The 17,943-nt window shown below is 40.5% G+C and carries 15 protein-coding genes; 5 read left to right on the forward strand and 10 right to left on the reverse strand.

The genetic code is table 11. The annotated features are described in order from the left end of the window. Window positions 1–102: 102 nt before the first annotated feature. On the forward strand, window positions 103–1,008 hold the full coding sequence (gene htpX, locus F952_RS14530; RefSeq protein WP_004929289.1) for a protease HtpX: 906 nt from the start codon (window positions 103–105) through the stop codon (window positions 1,006–1,008). Window positions 1,009–1,045: 37 nt separating this feature from the next. Here htpX and F952_RS14535 read toward each other — a convergent pair whose 3' ends face one another. The 3 genes from F952_RS14535 to F952_RS14545 form a co-directional block, all read right to left on the reverse strand. Further along, complete coding sequence (locus F952_RS14535) at window positions 1,046–1,621, reverse strand: DUF4112 domain-containing protein (protein ID WP_004929290.1); 576 nt, start codon at window positions 1,619–1,621, stop codon at window positions 1,046–1,048. Window positions 1,622–1,675: 54 nt separating this feature from the next. After that, window positions 1,676–3,022: a magnesium transporter gene (gene mgtE, locus F952_RS14540; RefSeq protein ID WP_004929293.1), complete on the reverse strand. Its 1,347-nt coding sequence runs from the start codon at window positions 3,020–3,022 to the stop codon at window positions 1,676–1,678. Between the two features lie 204 nt (window positions 3,023–3,226). Next, complete coding sequence (locus tag F952_RS14545) at window positions 3,227–6,325, reverse strand: efflux RND transporter permease subunit (protein ID WP_004929294.1); 3,099 nt, start codon at window positions 6,323–6,325, stop codon at window positions 3,227–3,229. 285 nt (window positions 6,326–6,610) lie between these two features. Here F952_RS14545 and F952_RS14550 point away from each other — a divergent pair, with 285 nt between their 5' ends. Next, window positions 6,611–6,988 carry a diacylglycerol kinase gene (locus F952_RS14550; RefSeq protein WP_004929296.1) on the forward strand — a complete coding sequence of 126 codons (378 nt, stop codon included), beginning with the start codon at window positions 6,611–6,613 and terminating at the stop codon, window positions 6,986–6,988. Window positions 6,989–7,255: 267 nt separating this feature from the next. On the opposite strand, the gene groL is transcribed toward F952_RS14550, so the two are convergent. The 4 genes from groL to F952_RS14570 all read right to left on the reverse strand — a co-directional run bounded on the left by groL (window position 7,256) and on the right by F952_RS14570 (window position 11,120). Then, window positions 7,256–8,890, reverse strand: a complete 1,635-nt coding sequence (groL, locus tag F952_RS14555; protein ID WP_004929298.1) for a chaperonin GroEL — start codon at window positions 8,888–8,890, stop codon at window positions 7,256–7,258. Between the two features lie 60 nt (window positions 8,891–8,950). Then, window positions 8,951–9,241, reverse strand: a complete 291-nt coding sequence (gene groES, locus F952_RS14560; RefSeq protein ID WP_004929299.1) for a co-chaperone GroES — start codon at window positions 9,239–9,241, stop codon at window positions 8,951–8,953. 180 nt (window positions 9,242–9,421) lie between these two features. After that, a complete protein-coding gene (locus F952_RS14565; RefSeq protein ID WP_004929302.1) occupies window positions 9,422–10,198 on the reverse strand; it encodes a metallophosphoesterase family protein in 777 nt (258 codons plus the stop codon). Next, window positions 10,179–11,120 carry a diacylglycerol/lipid kinase family protein gene (locus F952_RS14570; RefSeq protein ID WP_004929304.1) on the reverse strand — a complete coding sequence of 314 codons (942 nt, stop codon included), beginning with the start codon at window positions 11,118–11,120 and terminating at the stop codon, window positions 10,179–10,181. The genes F952_RS14565 and F952_RS14570 overlap by 20 nt, the downstream gene beginning before the upstream one ends. 403 nt (window positions 11,121–11,523) lie before the next feature. Between F952_RS14570 and F952_RS14575 the strand changes: the two genes are divergently transcribed. Together F952_RS14575 and F952_RS14580 are read left to right on the forward strand one after the other, a co-directional pair. Next, window positions 11,524–13,353, forward strand: coding sequence for a phosphoenolpyruvate carboxykinase (GTP) (locus F952_RS14575; RefSeq protein WP_004929305.1), 1,830 nt, complete (start codon window positions 11,524–11,526; stop codon window positions 13,351–13,353). Window positions 13,354–13,476: 123 nt separating this feature from the next. After that, window positions 13,477–13,863: a hypothetical protein gene (locus F952_RS14580; protein ID WP_004929307.1), complete on the forward strand. Its 387-nt coding sequence runs from the start codon at window positions 13,477–13,479 to the stop codon at window positions 13,861–13,863. A 68-nt stretch (window positions 13,864–13,931) separates the two neighbouring features. Here F952_RS14580 and glpD read toward each other — a convergent pair whose 3' ends face one another. Continuing rightward, window positions 13,932–15,455: a glycerol-3-phosphate dehydrogenase gene (gene glpD, locus F952_RS14585; RefSeq protein WP_011182634.1), complete on the reverse strand. Its 1,524-nt coding sequence runs from the start codon at window positions 15,453–15,455 to the stop codon at window positions 13,932–13,934. Window positions 15,456–15,654: 199 nt separating this feature from the next. Here glpD and F952_RS14590 point away from each other — a divergent pair, with 199 nt between their 5' ends. After that, complete coding sequence (locus tag F952_RS14590) at window positions 15,655–16,083, forward strand: hypothetical protein (RefSeq protein WP_004929313.1); 429 nt, start codon at window positions 15,655–15,657, stop codon at window positions 16,081–16,083. Window positions 16,084–16,110: 27 nt separating this feature from the next. Here the strand turns inward: F952_RS14590 and F952_RS14595 are convergent, their stop codons facing one another. Continuing rightward, window positions 16,111–16,779: a class I SAM-dependent methyltransferase gene (locus F952_RS14595; protein WP_004929316.1), complete on the reverse strand. Its 669-nt coding sequence runs from the start codon at window positions 16,777–16,779 to the stop codon at window positions 16,111–16,113. 255 nt (window positions 16,780–17,034) lie between these two features. Then, window positions 17,035–17,883 (reverse strand): bifunctional methylenetetrahydrofolate dehydrogenase/methenyltetrahydrofolate cyclohydrolase FolD, encoded by an 849-nt coding sequence (gene folD, locus F952_RS14600; RefSeq protein WP_004929317.1) that lies wholly within the window; start codon window positions 17,881–17,883, stop codon window positions 17,035–17,037. Window positions 17,884–17,943: the final 60 nt, after the last annotated feature.

Consider the following 17,943-nt stretch of genomic DNA (forward strand, 5'->3'; position numbering starts at 1 on the left):
ATTAATTTGTCTTGAATTTTGGCAAGAATCCCCCCATATTTAACGCAATGATTTAACATTTCATAAATCAGATCAGATTTTATTTATAAGAGGATTTTCTCAATGATGCGGATTGGTTTGTTTTTGCTAACCAACCTCGCGGTACTGGTTGTGGCTGGCATTATCTTGTCACTGTTCGGTGTCGGTAGTTACCATGGCGCGGGTGGCTTAAATCTAGGCAACCTTTTGGTTATCTGTTTCGTGTTTGGTATGGTTGGCTCGCTGATCTCCCTTTTGATGTCCAAATGGATGGCTAAAAAAACCACCGGTACAGAAATTATTGATCCGAATGCACCCCGTAACCAGGCTGAAGCTTGGCTATTACAAACTGTTGCAGAACTTTCACAACGTGCTGGCATCCAAATGCCAGAAGTTGGAATTTTCCCATCCTATCAATCTAATGCCTTTGCAACAGGCTGGAACAAAAACGATGCCCTCGTTTCGGTTTCAACAGGATTAATGGAACGCATGAATAAAGATGAATTGCGTGCTGTATTGGCGCATGAAATTGGTCACGTTGCCAATGGTGACATGGTGACACTTGCGCTGATTCAAGGTGTCGTCAACGCGTTTGTGATGTTCTTTGCCCGTGTAGTCGGTGATTTTATTGATCGAAACGTGTTTGGTCGCCAAGATGGTGAAGCACCTGGCATGGGTTACTTCGCGATTACGATTGTCCTTGATATTGTATTTGGTATTCTTGCCTCAGCGATTGTGATGTGGTTCTCCCGCCATCGTGAATATCGTGCCGATGAAGCTGGTGCTCGTTTAGCAGGTAAACAAGCGATGATTTCTGCCCTATTACGCTTACAGGCAGAGTCAGAAATGCCAGATCAAATGCCAAAAGAAATGAAAGCCTTTGCAATTGCGGAAGGTAAAGAACAAGGTTTTAGTCTTGCTGCCTTATTCCAAACCCACCCAAGTATCGAGCAACGTGTTGCTGCGCTACAGCAATTAAATTGTCCATAATTTCCGCTTCAAAAAAGCCTCCAGATGGAGGCTTTTTTTATTGGCCTTGATACCAGTTCCAGAGATAGCTGGTCCCGAGCCAAATAGCAGCAATAAAGAAAATCATAAAGATCAGACCAATGAGATCAGGTAAATGTAGCCACAACCAGCTCACCACAGGATTTCGCCAGAATGCGGAATATTGCTGTTTTTGCTCCAACTTTTCATGTAAGTATGGATGAACCACATGGTCATCGTTCTGAATTTGATACTCTTCACGAATATGCTGATGCACAATGTCGAGTGCCTTACGGCTAGGGCGTATAAAAATATCAAAAATGGTTCCAGCAACAGGAATAATGCCCACAACCGCATCAATTGCAGCAAGCCGAATTACAGGGTTGAGTTTATGTTGTGGTACGCCAATTTGCTTGGCCTGATATATTGCATAAAACGTCAGTACAAACCCTGCGATATCTCCTGCAAACGGAATAGTGCTTAATGCTGCATCTGCACCCACGCCTTGCCGTGTAAAAGGAATGCGAACTAAACTATCCATCATGTTGGCAAACTTGGCCAAATCACGTTCGAGTCGAATGACTTCTTGTCGTGATTTTTTCTGGTCTTGAGTCATGATTATTTTACTCGTCTCAAGTGAATAAATAACGGGAAAATCCAAAAATCAGGTTTAGATCTGCCCCAATAATTGTGCTGCAATAAATAGATAAATCACCACGCCTGTCGCATCACAAATTGAAGTGACCAATGGCGCTGAAGCACTCGCAGGGTCCAATTTTAAACGATTGAGAATAAAAGGTAAGCTCATTCCAATTACGCTTCCGATCATGACAATTCCGATCATACTTAAAATAAGGACCAATGCGACCATAGCATCACCACGAATATAACCCAGTATTGCCACGGCGATGGCCATCGTGATACCTAATGCCAAGGCCACCAGACATTCACGACCAAGCAGTCGGAACCAGTCTTTTAAAACCACATCACCCGTGGCAAGCGCACGAACCATCAATGTGGCAGATTGTGATCCTGCATTTCCCCCACTCCCCACCAAAAGTGGTAAGAAAAATACCAATACAATATTTGACTCAATAATCGATTCAAAATGCGCTATTCCCAGACCTGAAAGTAAACTTCCAAATACCAAAATGACCAGCCAGAACACTCTTTTTTTATAAAGCTGCAACAATGGAATTTTTTTGATATTCATATCTGGTGTAGATGCCTCCACACCCGCAGCTTTTAGAAAATCCTCATTTGCCTCAGCACTCACCACATCCATAGCATCATCATAGGTCACGATCCCGACTAGCACACCTTGGGCATCTATAATTGGAAGTGCCAACAAATCATAACGTGCAATCTTTTTCGCAATCTCATCCTGATCATCATCAACTTGAGCATAAATGATGTCTCGAGTCATCAAGTCGCCAACTTTATGATCTAAAGGCGCCAAGATCAACTCATGCAATGATATCTCACCCATTAAACGACGCTGAGTATCTACAATATAAGACTCATAAATGGTTTCGGCATCTGGTGCTTCACGGCGCAAGGTTTCAATTGCCTCAGTAATTGTCATCTCTGCGCCCAAAGTGGCATATTCTGAGGTCATGATTGCCCCAGCTGTGCCCTCTTCATAATGAGATAGCCGTCGTAAATCTTCACGTTTAGCTTGTGCCAGTGCAGGAAGAAGAGCCGATTGCTGTGCAGGATCTAAAGATTTAAATAGATCCGCTCGCTTATCTGCTGGCATTTCAGAGATAATATCTGCCAAATCGGAGCGTGCTAAATGTTGTGCGAGTTCGGCTTGTCGAACTGAGCTCATGGCCGTATACACTTTGGCACGTTTGGGCAAATGCAATAATAACTGACTTGCATAGGCCACAGGAATTTGTTCTAAAGCTTCGGCAATATCAATCGACTGCATTTCTTTTAGTATCGCCAAAGCAGACTGGATATCTACTGCATCCATGGCTTCAATCAATAAAACATCGATTGGAGGTGTAGGCATTGATCTCTCTCCAAACTGAATTTTAAGCAAAAATCTACATACCTTTTAATAAATTTAATTCAGGTATAACTATATTGGAGAAAGTGTATCACGCTACCAAAAATTCTTTTGATTACAATACGTAAAGACCATACTTAAAAAAGATGCCGACTTTTTATAGATAGTTAAATCGACACCGATCTGCCCAAAATAAAATCAATCGATTTAAATGGGCTTTGGTTTATGTTTAAACACCGAACGGATCAGCACATACATGAACGGGATAAAGATAAGAACCAGAATGGTGCCAAATAAAACACCACCAAATACACTATAACCGATTGCCTGACGGCTTAATGCACCTGCACCAGATGAAAACATCAGAGGTACGACACCAGCACCAAACGCAATTGAGGTCATTAAAATGGGTCTTAAACGTAACCCAGCCGCTTTAAGTGCAGCATGAAGTACTGTTTCACCATTTTCTTGTAGATTTGCTGCATATTCCACCATCAGAATTGCATTTTTACAGGACAGCCCGATGGTGGTTAATAATGCAATCTGAAAGTAAATATCATTTGCAAAATTAAACCACTCACTAAACAAAATTGTTCCTCCAATTCCCAACGGAATTGCTGCCATCACGACAGTTGGAATTGACCAGCTTTCGTATAGTGCCGCTAAACATAAAAAAATGAAGGCAATCGAGATGACATAGAGCCAAATTGCCTGATGACTTGATTCTCGCTCTTGAAACGACATGCCACTCCATGCCAATCCTGCATCAGGCATAGCATCGACCAGATTGCTAAGTTTTTGCATGGCCTGCCCTGTACTAAAGCCATTGGCCGCATCTGCTTCCATCTCTAAAGCTGGGTATCCCATAAACCGCTCTAATAGCGGCGGTGCACCTTGCCATTCCACACGACTAAACTGTGAAAACGGCGTCATCTGACCTTGAGCATTTTTGATATACCAATATGCAAGATCTTCAGGCTTAGTGCGATACTGCATATCACCTTGTAGGTAGACACGCTTGATTCGACCACGATCAATAAAGTCGTTGATATAACTACCACTCCATGCAGTAGAGAGCGTTTGATTGATCTGCGCAATGTTCAGTCCCAGTGCCATTGCCATTTTATGATCGATCTGAATATTTAAAACAGATTGGTCATCATTACTGCGCTTATCAATATTTTTAAGTTCATCAAACTTTTGCTCTTGGTTTTGCAAAGCATGAAAAGATTGAAGTAGGCTCTCTCGCCCTAATCCTTTGACATCCTGTAACCAGAACGAAATTTTGTCGGAGTTACCCAGCCCACGAATCACCGACGGCATTAATACAAAAATTCTGGCCTGATTATTTTGAGCAAAATATTGCATTGCTCTAGTACGAATTTGCTGTGCGCTATTTGCAGCACCTGTACGCTCATCCCAGTGTTTAAGCGATACATAAGCCTGTCCAAGATTTTGTCCAGTACCAGAGTTGTTACGTCCATGAATGACCATGATGCCGTTTAGATTGGTTTTTTCATGTGACATAAAATAGTCTGAAATCTGTTTACCCACGTCTTCAGTTTTGGATAAAGGCGTACCCTCTGGCAAAGTGAACTGTACACTTAATGCACCTTGATCTTCCTGAGGTAAAAAGCTGGTGGGCAAACTTCGATAAATCCAGATAAATGCAGCAATCAATACCACGAAAATAATCAAGCTAATGGTTTTAAATTGAACACTTCGATGAGTCAGTCTGAGATAGTAATCTCTCAGTTGATCTAATTTACGATTAAACCCATCTGCCCATTTAAAGGATTTATTTTGTGGCTTTAACAGAATCGCACACAATGCTGGGGTTAGAATCAATGCAACCATAAGCGACAGCACCATCGCAGCCACTAGCGTAATCGAAAACTGTCGATAAATAATTCCCGTTGCGCCACTAAAAAATGACATCGGAATAAACACGGCTGTTAACACCAGCGTAATGCCAACCAGTGCACCACTGATCTCCTGCATAGATAAAATACTGGCCTGCCTGGCATCAAGCTGCTGTTCATGCATCAGACGCTCGACATTTTCGACCACGACAATCGCATCATCGACTAATAAACCAATCGCCAATACCATAGCAAATAAGGTTAAAGTATTGATACTCATCCCTAATATAGACAAAACTGCAAAGGTTCCTAAAATCACGACAGGAACAGTGATGGTCGGGATCAGCGTGGCACGCCAGTTTTGCAAAAAGATAAACATCACCAGTACAACCAATATAATGGCTTCTAGTAAGGTACTGATGACTTGTTTAATCGATTCTTTCACAAAGAGTGTGTCGTCACGTGGATAGATAATGAAATAACCTTCAGGCAGGTTTTTCTCTAAACGGGAAATTTCCTGATAAACCAAATCTGCAGTCTTGACAAGATTTGCACCAGCAGCCAACGATACGGATAAGCCTGATCCAGGATAACCATTGATTCGGTTAAACACCTGATAATTCTGCGCGCCAATCTCCACACGCGCGACATCTTTTAAATAAACAAAACTGCCATTTGCATTGGCTTTTACTATGATATTTTCAAACTGCTCTGGTGTTTTTAAAAGCGAACCTGAAGTGACTTTAGCATTTAAATATTGATCCTTCGGTGCAGGCAAAGCGCCAATTGCTCCTGCTGCAACCTGCGTATTCTGATTTTCAAGTGCAGAACGAATATCGCTCACCATAAGCTGATAATGTTGCAGCTTGACTGGATCTAACCAGATTCGCATAGCATAAGGTGAGCCAAAAACATTGATCTCACCTACCCCTTCTATGCGGCTAAGATTTAATTCAAAGTTATTGGAAAGATAGTCTGAAATATCAATATTCGTAGATTTACCAGAACGGTCTGCGAGCCCTACTACCAGAAATGAGTCGCTTAACGACTTACGAACAATCACACCTTGTCGTTGTACATCATCTGGCAAGCGGTTTAATGCACCATTAATCGCATTTTGAACCTGAACCTGTGCTTGATCAGGATTGGTACCCTGCTGAAAATATAGACTGATCTGGCTGCTACCATTCGCATCACTGCTTGAACTAAAGTAAAGCAGATGGTCAATGCCTTTAATTTGTTGTTCTAGCACCTGAGTCACACTATCTTCAACTGCCTGTGCATCTGCACCACTATAACTGGTTGAAACGACGATACGAGGCGGTGCAATATCTGGATAGCGTTCTACAGGTAAATTCAAAAGCGAGAAAATACCCAATGCCATAACAATTATGGCTAAAACAATTGCAAAAATAGGTCGATCAATAAAAAATTTGGATAACATGGTCCATTCATATCCAAGCTCAAAGAGCAGGTAAGAAAATCACATACGGCTGCATGTATATAATATTAATTTGATCATCAATGACCTACGTTATAAACACAAGCACAATTTACATAATAGGGGAGAATTCCAACAATACGGATAAATCATGAAGATATGGTATTAAATCAGATATTTCAGTATCAAGCTTCAAGGATAAACTCACCTAATCAACATGACCATCTTAATCATTTCTTAATGACATATTTGTAAGCTTGTAGGCACTCATTGTTCTGCGAAATTGTAATGAACCAATCTTCTCCATACAAAGGTAAACAAGGCTTAAAACGTATTATCAATGCCACAGGTTATTCTATTTCAGGATTTAAAATCGCATTTAAGCAAGAAGCAGCCTTTCGCCAAATTATTTTTCTAAACTTGATCTTATTGCCGATCAATTTGAGTTTATCACTTCGTCCATCTGAACATGCAATCTTGTTTGCTGTGGGTCTGATTGCTGTCATTGTAGAGCTGTTTAACTCTGCAATTGAGGCAGCGATTGATCGGATATCTCTGGATCGACATGAACTGTCTAAAAATGCAAAAGACATGGGAAGTGCTGCACAATGTGTTGCGCTGATTATGATTGCGTTGACGTGGACTATTATTTTATTTTGGGCATAAAAAAACCATGCTTATCCAGGAATAAACATGGTGAAAACTAGAAACTACAGCCTTTGTTCCTGAATTAAGAATAAGTATTGAAACTTAAAATTAAATTAATACACGGCTAAAAATTGGTTTTTTTAAAAAATTAATCATTAAATTGTTTTTTAGTGGATTCTTCATTTCAAAGCCAAAATCATTATAAAAAAAGACCGTGAGCAGGCTCACGGTCTTTTTAAATATTCGATCCCGATCCTATATGAAATCGGGACGATATAGTCGGTATTACATCATACCGCCCATACCACCCATGCCGCCCATATCAGGCATAGCTGGTTTATCTTCTGGAATATCAGTGATCATCGCCTCAGTGGTCAACATCAAGCCTGCAACAGATGCAGCATGCTCAAGTGCAGAACGCGTTACTTTCGCTGGATCAAGGATACCCATTTCAAGCATATCGCCATACACACCTGTTGCAGCGTTGTAACCATAGTTACCTTCACCTGCTTTCACTGCATTGATGACAACAGATGGCTCATCGCCTGCATTCGATACGATTTGACGAAGTGGTGCTTCAATCGCACGGCGTAAAATGTTGATACCAACAGTTTGGTCATCATTTGCGCCAGTTAAGCCGTCAAGTGAGTTGACTGCACGAACCAGTGCAACACCACCACCTGCAACTACACCCTCTTCAACCGCAGCACGTGTCGCATGAAGCGCATCGTCTACACGGTCTTTCTTCTCTTTCATTTCAACTTCAGTCGCAGCACCGATTTTGATCACTGCAACACCGCCAGCAAGTTTTGCTACGCGTTCTTGAAGTTTTTCTTTGTCGTATTCAGAAGTTGATTCTTCAATTTGCGCACGAATCTGCTGAACACGTTCTGCAATCGCATTGGCATCACCAGCACCATCAACAATCACTGTGTTTTCTTTCGATACCGTGATTTTATGCGCAGTACCCAAATCTTGCAGTGATGCTTGCTCAAGTGACATGCCCACTTCTTCAGAAATTACAGTAGCACCAGTCAAGATCGCGATGTCTTGTAGCATTGCTTTACGACGGTCACCAAAGCCAGGTGCTTTTACCGCACATACTTTGATAATACCGCGCATGTTGTTGACAACAAGTGTTGCAAGCGCTTCGCCTTCAACATCTTCAGCAATAATCAAAAGTGGTTTACCCGTTTTTGCAACTGCTTCTAAAGTCGTGATTAGTTCACGAATGTTGCTGATTTTTTTATCAACAAGAAGAATGAACGGGTTTTCAAGCTCAGCAGTTAGCGTATCTTGCTTGTTTGCAAAGTATGGCGAGATATAACCGCGGTCAAACTGCATACCTTCTACAACATCAAGTGCGTCTTCAAAGCCTGAACCTTCTTCAACAGTGATCACGCCTTCTTTGCCCACTTTTTCCATCGCTTGAGCAATCAATTTACCTACAGTCTCGTCAGAGTTTGCAGAAATCGAACCCACTTGCTCAATTGCTTTGAAATCGTCAGCAGGTTTAGCTGTTGCGCGAATGTTTTCAACCACAGCTCTTACTGCAATGTCGATTCCGCGTTTAAGATCCATCGGGTTCATACCAGCAGTCACTGATTTGATCCCTTCGTTCAAGATCGCTTGAGCAAGTACAGTTGCAGTTGTTGTACCATCACCCGCGATGTCGTTGGTTTTGCTTGATACTTCACGTACCAATTGCGCACCCATGTTCTCAAATTTATCTTTAAGCGTGATTTCTTTCGCAACCGTTACACCATCTTTTGTAATGTGCGGTGCACCAAAAGAACGGTCGATGACCACGTTACGGCCTTTAGGGCCCAGTGTTACTTTCACTGCATCTGCAAGAACGTTTACACCTGCGATCATTTTTGAACGCGCTGAATCACCAAATTTTACGTCTTTAGCTGACATTCTATACTCCAAATTTTTCTATCAATGCTTGATCTGATTTATCAATGAGTTAAGTGAAATTTAGCCTTCAAGAACAGCTAAAATGTCAGATTCTTTCATGATGAGGAATTCTTCACCGTTTACTTTTACAGTTGTACCTGCATAAGTACCAAATAACACTTTGTCACCTGCTTTAACATCAAGTGCACGTACGCCATTCTCAGTGATTTGACCATTACCTACTGCAATCACTTCACCTTGGGCAGGTTTTTCAGCAGCAGAACCTGGCAATAAGATACCGCCAGCCGTTTTTGTTTCTTCTTCAACACGACGAATTACTACACGGTCATGTAATGGACGAATGTTGCTCATAAATAACTCCATCAGACTAAGTCTATATTTAATGAATGATGCTTGCCGTCATTATTCCTTTAGCAACCATCAAAATGAATTTGATGACACTGTTTTGGGGATGGAAAAAAACGCTTCAAGGGGTACCATGAAAAAAAATGATCTTTTTTGTATTTTTTTTAATCAATCATCAATAATTTTCTATTTTTCATACAAATCTGTCTTTAAAACAAAAGCTTTTGAAGCTGGGTCAAACCAATAATGCTCAACACGCCCATCGTTCAGTATGACATTAAAACTATTTGGCAGGTTCTTGTATAAACGATAAGACGTTGCTGTTCCTGCGTGAATATCATACACAGACTCATCTACCCTTAACTGATAAATTTGCGTCAGATCATATACGGCTGTTTTATGAAGATGCCCATGTAATACCCCGAATAGACCACTCTTACTCCAATTGTCGAGTGCCATTCTTCCCAGCACAGGGCAGTCCTTGATTCCATGCGGTTGATCGGGTGGCGTATAAAAGGGTTGATGTAATACCACCAGTTTCAGTTTATGCGATGGTGCCTGTTTCAAGATTTCATTGGTCTTTTGAATTTGCTCTAGTGAAATGTAGCCCCGTGTATGATAGCGTCTTCGAATACTATTCACGCCCACAATAAAAAAATGCTCTGTTTCAAGCGTTGGTTCAAGCTCACCAAAGAAAAACTGATAACGCACAAACGGCGAAAAAAAACGGTTCCACAGATGATACAGCGGAATATCATGATTTCCTGGTACCACCAGATATGGAACATTTAATGACTCTAGAAACTGCTTACAGTTATAAAACTGAATGAATCGGGCGCGCTGTGTCAGATCACCACTCACCACAATCACTTCAGGACGATGCTGACGACAAAAATCTTCAATCGCAGTTAAGCACTCTGGTTTTTCTGTACCAAAATGCAAATCAGATAGATGCAGCAACATGAGCAGGTACCATAATATTTAAAGCATTTTTTTTGACTGCAAAAGTGAGCGGCGTTTGCAACTCCTCAATTTCTCCATCAATGGCAACAGTCAATTTTTTTCTTTTACAATCAACAACCACTTGATCCGCACTAAAACTATAAACATCTTTGGCTTTCTCAAGCCTCCCTTTAATCAATTCAAATAACATTTTAAATAAACTTAACTTATCACTTTTTGCGACCACCACACCAGCAACTCGCCCCTGAGCAGCACATTCAGCAATATGTAAATTTAATTCTTTTAACTGTAATTGATTATTACCAAAAAAAATCAGAGGTGTTTTTACTGGATAAACATGATCATCTACAGAAATCGATAATTTCAACTCTTTATGATCACGAATCAGCACATCTAATCCTGAAGTATAGGCATTCAAAGGAAAACGCCCGAAACGTTTATTATAGTATTCACGTTTTTGAATAAATAAAGGATACAAACCCAAACTGGCATTATTTAAATAGATTCGATCATTTATAGTGGCAACATGTACAGAACGAATTGTCCCATCAGCAATAACCTCCGCAGCCGCTAACAAATCCAAAGGAATATTCAGAACACGTGCTACATAATTAAATGTGCCCAAGGGTAAAATTCCCATAGGAATAGGTGTATCAACTAATCGGGATGCGACTGCATTGAGTGTACCATCCCCTCCCGCTGCGACAATAACACCTTTATATTCACTTGTGTTCAGATTTAGATGCCTTAAAAGCACTTGCTCCATCAACTCATCAAAAGTAATTTTTTCATTTAATTCAAAAACTTGTATCTCAAAATCATAACGTGTAAACAGCGTCATAATTTGTTCATACACGCCTTCTTTATCGCTTGCATGAAACCCTGATTTTCCGTTATAAATGATAGATAATGGTTTGAGCATAGTCGTGCTTTTTGATTAAATTAATCGGTTATGTCTTATTTTTGAATAATAAACACCCAATTAAAAGGTCTTTTATGTAATTTTTAAATGACTACCATTTATTTTATCAATAATAATCATCAAGAATTTTAGCCATATAAAAATTTGATATACAAATTCATTTTTTAAATAAATAGTCTTTATTTATTTAAAAAATGCAAATATAAACAACGGAAATATGTATCTAAGAACCTGATTTGAATAGATTTATACAAAGTCAAGCCCCCTCTAGGCTGTATAGTCTTTAGTCTTATTTTTTTTACCAATTTATGCTTTAATAGCGCCACTTTTTTGACTTTATCTCTTTTGTTGTACCCCAACAAAGGGATTTGTACATTGTACATCTTTTAAAATAGGCCTCACCATGACCCAAGTGAACGCACCTGAATTCGTTCGTCATCCTAAGCTTATTGCATGGGTTGAAGAAATTGCAAAATTGACCAAACCTGCAAAAATCGAGTGGTGTGACGGCAGCGACGAAGAATATCAACGTCTGATCGACTTGATGATCGCAAACGGCACAATGCAAGCCCTCAACCAAGAAAAACACCCAGGTTCTTATCTTGCAAATTCTGACCCTTCTGACGTTGCACGTGTTGAAGACCGTACATTTATCTGTTCTGAAAAACAAGAAGATGCTGGTGCAACCAACAACTGGGAAGCTCCAGAAGTCATGCGTGCCAAGTTAAACGGTTTGTTTGATGGCTGTATGCAAGGTCGTACCATGTATGTGGTTCCATTCTCTATGGGTCCTTTGGGCAGTCACATCGCTCAAATTGGTATCGAATTGACTGACTCTCCATATGTGGCTGTGAGCATGCGTAAAATGGCACGTATGGGCAAAGCGGTTTATGATGTGTTAGGCACTGATGGTGAATTTGTACCATGTGTACATACTGTTGCTGCACCTCTTGCAGAAGGTCAAAAAGATGTTGCATGGCCATGCAACCCAGAAAAATATATCGTTCATTATCCTGAGACTCGTGAAATCTGGTCTTACGGTTCTGGTTACGGCGGTAACGCATTACTTGGTAAAAAATGCTTGGCATTACGTATCGCATCTGCAATGGGTCGCGAGCAAGGCTGGTTAGCTGAACACATGCTGATTCTGGGCGTAACCAATCCAAAAGGTGAAAAACACTACATCGCTGCAGCATTCCCATCAGCTTGTGGTAAAACCAATTTTGCCATGCTCATTCCACCAGCAGGTTACGAAGGTTGGAAAATCGAAACTGTAGGTGACGATATCGCATGGATTAAACCTGGCGAAGATGGTCGCTTATATGCAATTAATCCAGAAGCTGGTTTCTTCGGTGTTGCGCCTGGTACAAATACCAAAACCAACCCGAACTGCATGGCAACGCTTCACAAAGATGTGATTTATACCAACGTTGCTGTGACTGAAGATGGTCAAGTATGGTGGGAAGGTCTTTCTAAAGAAGTTCCAGCTAACTTAACGAACTGGAAAGGTCAGCCACACGTTGCGGGTGAAAAAGCTGCACATCCAAATGCACGTTTCACTGTAGCGGCAGGTCAATGCCCATCTATCGATGCAGACTGGGAAAATCCAGCAGGCGTTCCAATTTCTGCTTTCATCTTTGGTGGTCGTCGTGCAGATACCGTTCCTTTGGTTTCTGAAGCATTTGACTGGGTAGATGGCGTTTACAAAGCAGCGACTATGGGTTCTGAAACTACTGCCGCAGCTGTTGGTCAACAAGGTATTGTACGCCGTGACCCATTTGCAATGTTACCTTTCGCGGGTTACAACATGGCAGATTACTTTGACCACTGGTTACAATTGGGTCAACAAGTAGGCGAGAAAGCTGAAGCTGCGGGTAACAAATTACCAAAAATCTTCAATGTAAACTGGTTCCGTCGTGATGCTGAAGGCAACTTTGTTTGGCCTGGTTTTGGTCAAAACATGCGTGTGCTTGAGTGGATGATTGATCGTGTTGAAGGTCGTGCCAATGCCGTAGAAACACCTATTGGTTATGTCCCAACTTACGAAGATCTTAACTGGACAGGCACAGATTTTTCTAAAGAAGAATTTGATCTGATCACCTCTCAAAGCAAAGATCAATGGATCACAGAAATTGAAAGCCATACCGAACTTTTCAACAAGTTAGGTGAGCGTCTTCCAAAAGCGTTGAAAGAGCGTCAAGATCAGCTTTTACAAGCTGTTCAAAAAATCTAATTTAATTTGAATAAAATAAAGAGGCCATGTATGGCCTCTTTATTTTTTAGATTCTTTTTAAAAACATACTTATTTTCAAAAAATATAACTTTTAATATCTTTTATAACCAAGAGAAATAAACAGTGAAAAAGCTTATTCTTTCTATATTTTCAACCATTATCTTTTCTAATCTAGCATTTGCCACCGAAGCAGATCAGAGCACGATATCCACTGAAAAAACCACACCACATTTTGGAGTATGTTTAGTTAACGATATTCCCTCTCAACAGTACGTGGTTATCAAGCATGTTAAAGTTGCAAAAGGCAACTATGGCAGTGTTCAAGATCTTTATCCTAAACTTGGCAAAGTAGCGCAACAGCTAAATGCAGATGCAATTGTAAATTATAACGCCAGCCAACGTTTTGGTTTCTGGCCTTGGCGAATTGTGCGTCCAGTAGCGACTGGCACCGCGGTAAAATGGACATCTACACAGGTTAATTGTACAAGCTTGGGTGGTGTAGAAATCTAAAAATCTCTCATATTCAAGCGGCTTAAGCTTTCTAAATCAAGCCGTTTGAATGTACAAATTATTCTAATTTATGCAATCTTACCTTGTTCGCCAACGACGAGACTGATCAAATAGTCTTGTAACACCAAAATCTCATTCTGATTAAATCTAAAACCCAACTTGGTGCGACGCCATAACACATCATCTGCTGACTCGACCCATTCTACTTTGACGAGATAATCTACTTCAAGCTGATATAGCCCATGTCCAAAGTAGATCCCAAAATCTTCTTCCGAATAAACACCCTGTAATAATTTCCAGACACGGGTTCCGTAACTCGTCGCCCAGCGCTTTGCAAGTTCAGAAGCAATCCCCTTTATACGTAGCTGAATCGCATTCACCAATTTATCTTGCCCCTTAAAGTATTCTCCTCCAGGTAAAGGCTCGTATTCTGTCCATGAGGGGGTCATATCTGGAAAAAATAACTTCAACTGTTCAAGTGCAGAACCAGCTAGTTTGCGATATGTTGTTAATTTTCCACCAAATACCGAAAGTAATGGAGCAACCTCTGAAACCATAGTGAGCGCCAATGTATAATCACGCGTTATAGCAGACGGCTGATCAGATTCATCATCACATAAAGGCCTGACTCCAGAATAAGTCTGTATAATATCTGCACGAGTCAGAACTGTTTTAAAGTGCCGATTCACTACATCCAAGAGATAACTTATTTCCTGTTGCGTGATATTCACCAGATTCAAATCATCTAAATAAACCTGATCTGTCGTGCCAATCAAACTAAAGTCATTCAGATAGGGAATGACAAATACAATTCGTCCATCTTCATTTTGCAATATATAGGCATGGTTATCCTCATAAAGTTTCGCCACAATAAGATGACTACCTTGAATATGCCGAATTTTATAAGGTGAATGCTGTTTAAGTTGAGACTTGAGAAAAGATTCTACCCAAGGACCAGTTGCATTAATGAGCACTTTGGCACGAATTTGATAAGGTACTTGCCGATGCTGTAAGGTAATCAACCAAACATCATCTACTATTTCTGCAGACAAACACTCGGTATGCGTTACAAGTTCTGCACCTTTTTCTCTCGCTTGAATCGCATTGATAATAACCAAACGCGCATCATCTACCGTACAGTCGGCATATTCAAAGCCTTTAGAAATTTCAGATTTTAGCGGACTTGCCGAATCGAAAGTGATCTTTTTAGAAGCCGTTAATTTCTTTCGTTTACCTAAATGATCATAAAGGAATAGTCCAGAACGGATCAGCCATTCAGAACGTAAATGTGCTTGATAAGGCAAAATAAAACGCAGGGGGCGCACAAGGTGAGGTGCTTTTGCCATCAAAACTTCACGCTCTGCTAAAGCCTCTCGTACCAAACGAAATTCATAATGCTCCAGATATCGCAATCCACCATGAATTAATTTACTGCTGGCAGAAGATGTGTGGCTAGCAAAATCATCTTTTTCACACAAAAAAACCGATAGGCCCCTTCCAGCAGCATCATTGGCAATACCAATACCATTAATGCCACCACCGACGACCACAATATCGTATAGTGGGAGTGAAGCAGAAGTTGTCATCACCATCCCCCTTTTTTATGATTATTATGTTCTCAAACTAGCAAACTTTTTTATAAAATTAAATATGAAAGTGATCTATTTCAAGAATCCATTTAAAATTACATAATTGTTATATTGTTCAGTTTTAAATCAGACCAATAATAAATCATCAACGATGATTTACCAAAATTATGCGATACTAAGACAATAAGAGAAGGATATTTTCATGAAAAAACATAATTTGGTTTTTGTATTGATCACAGCTATTGGTCTAAGTGCATGTCAAACCACCCCAAGACAATACAATGGTAATACGGGTTATCAGGTTGAAAATCAAAGCGCAAATTCAGCTACGATTTCTTATACACTTGCCGCGCGTGTAAATCAGGATATCGATGAGAAAAAATTACAACGCGCTTGTCAGAATGTTTTAGGTGCAGGTAAGACTTATACTTTATCAGTTTTAAGTATTAACGAAATTCCAAATCCATCTTTTGATAGCCATTCAGATCGAGGCATCACATTAAGAAATTCCCGTATGTCGATTGGTTTGTCCGATTCACCCAGTCTAAACAATAGTGAGGGTTATGCAACTCGCGATGCTTTAAATACCAAACCAAGCACACTTAAAGTTGTTCGTTATACCTGTTCTTAATTGATGAAATCGCAAGGCATTGTAATGCTACAATGTCTTGTAGAAACTCACATTACGAAATTCTTTCGCTTCGTCTAAATCAGGCCATGTGGTCGCGCTGCGTTCATCAATTTTAATATATCCTGGATGGCTAAAGTTTTTTACCCGGCTATCTGCCACCCATACTTCTGGGGCAAATTTTAAAAACTCATCTAGAAAGAAGCGATTACTTTGATCGTACAAAACATCAGCGGCCAACAAAATATCGACTGATTCGGACAGATATAAGTCATTCAGATATTCAAGTTCTACGTTATTTAACAATGCATTTTCACGACATGCATTCAGACTAGTTTCATCAATATCACAACAGATCACTCGTTTTGCACCTGCCATTTTGGCTGCGATGGCTACAACCCCAGATCCAGCACCAAAATCAAGCACCACTTTATCTTTAACATGATGAGGTTCTGCAAGCAGCCACTGTGCCATGGCCAACCCAGATGCCCAACAAAAGATCCAGTAAGGCGTATCACTCCATATTCGTCGAATAATGTCATCATCCAAACGTTCTGTAGGAAAAACAGGTGGAATCAACCAAAGCGAAATAGCTGTTTCAGGTAATTGCTGCGCCATCAATTTACATTTAGGAATGACTTCATTTAATGCCTGCAGCAAATGTTCTGGAGCTTTAGGAAACTGCAAAGTGTGATTCATGCTTCAACCTTCATACAAAGTCTTGTTCAGATGATATCAATCTCATACTTAATCCAGGCATGCGCAATTGTGCGAAATACATCTATATTTACAATAACTGCTGCAAATTTTCATACGAAAGCATTCACAATTTTTAAATTTTTGAGAGATAAAATAATTTTGGTTACTTTTGCCAAAACAAAAGCAACCAACTTCTTAGATCACAGATCCTAGTAACAAAACCCTACTACGTCTTCTGAGCATTTCAATCAAAAATTAAGCCAGCGCTTTTTCTGCAGCCTCAACCGTTTGACGGATCAATGTCGTAATGGTCATTGGTCCGACACCACCTGGTACAGGTGTATAAGCAGAGGCAACGTCTTCAATCCCCTGTAACTGGATATCACCAACCCCACCGCCATCACGAGGGTGGAAGCCCGCATCGACCACCACAGCACCTGGTTTAATCCAGTCTTTTTGAATCAACTCTGCCTTACCAACAGCACCCACGATAATATCTGCTTGTTTAACAAATTCGGCTAGATTTTGAGTACGTGAATGGCAAATGGTTACAGTTGCATTGGCCTCAAGCAACATGGCGGCCATTGGCTTACCTAAAATTGCAGAACGGCCTACCACTACAGCATGCTTACCAGCAATCTCAATGTTGTTTTCTTTTAGAATAGTCATGATTCCCGCAGGCGTCGCAGAACCGTACGCTGCTTCTCCCATTGCCATACGACCATAACCTAAACAAGTCACACCATCGACATCTTTGGCTAAAGAAATCGCATCAAAGCACGCACGCTCATCAATTTGAGCTGGAACAGGATGTTGAAGCAAAATACCATGAACATCTGGATTGGCATTGAGCTTCTCGATTTCTGCAAGTAACTGCTCTGTCGTGGTTTCCTGAGAGAGTTCGATTTTTAATGAATCCATTCCCACTCGACGGCAGGCATTACCTTTCATACGCACATAAGTTGCAGATGCACCATCATCTCCAACTAAAATTGTGGCTAAAATTGGGGTACGACCTGACTTTGCTTTAAGTGCTTCTACACGCACCAATAAATCAGCTTCAATTTTTTTCGCTAATGCACGACCATCTAAAACCAATGCCACAGCACATCTCCAAAGTAGATATGAATCAATTTTTGCAAATGATACATGATAATTGGGTCA

Source organism: Acinetobacter baylyi DSM 14961 = CIP 107474, assembly GCF_000368685.1.
Classification (GTDB): Bacteria; Pseudomonadota; Gammaproteobacteria; order Pseudomonadales; family Moraxellaceae; genus Acinetobacter; species Acinetobacter baylyi.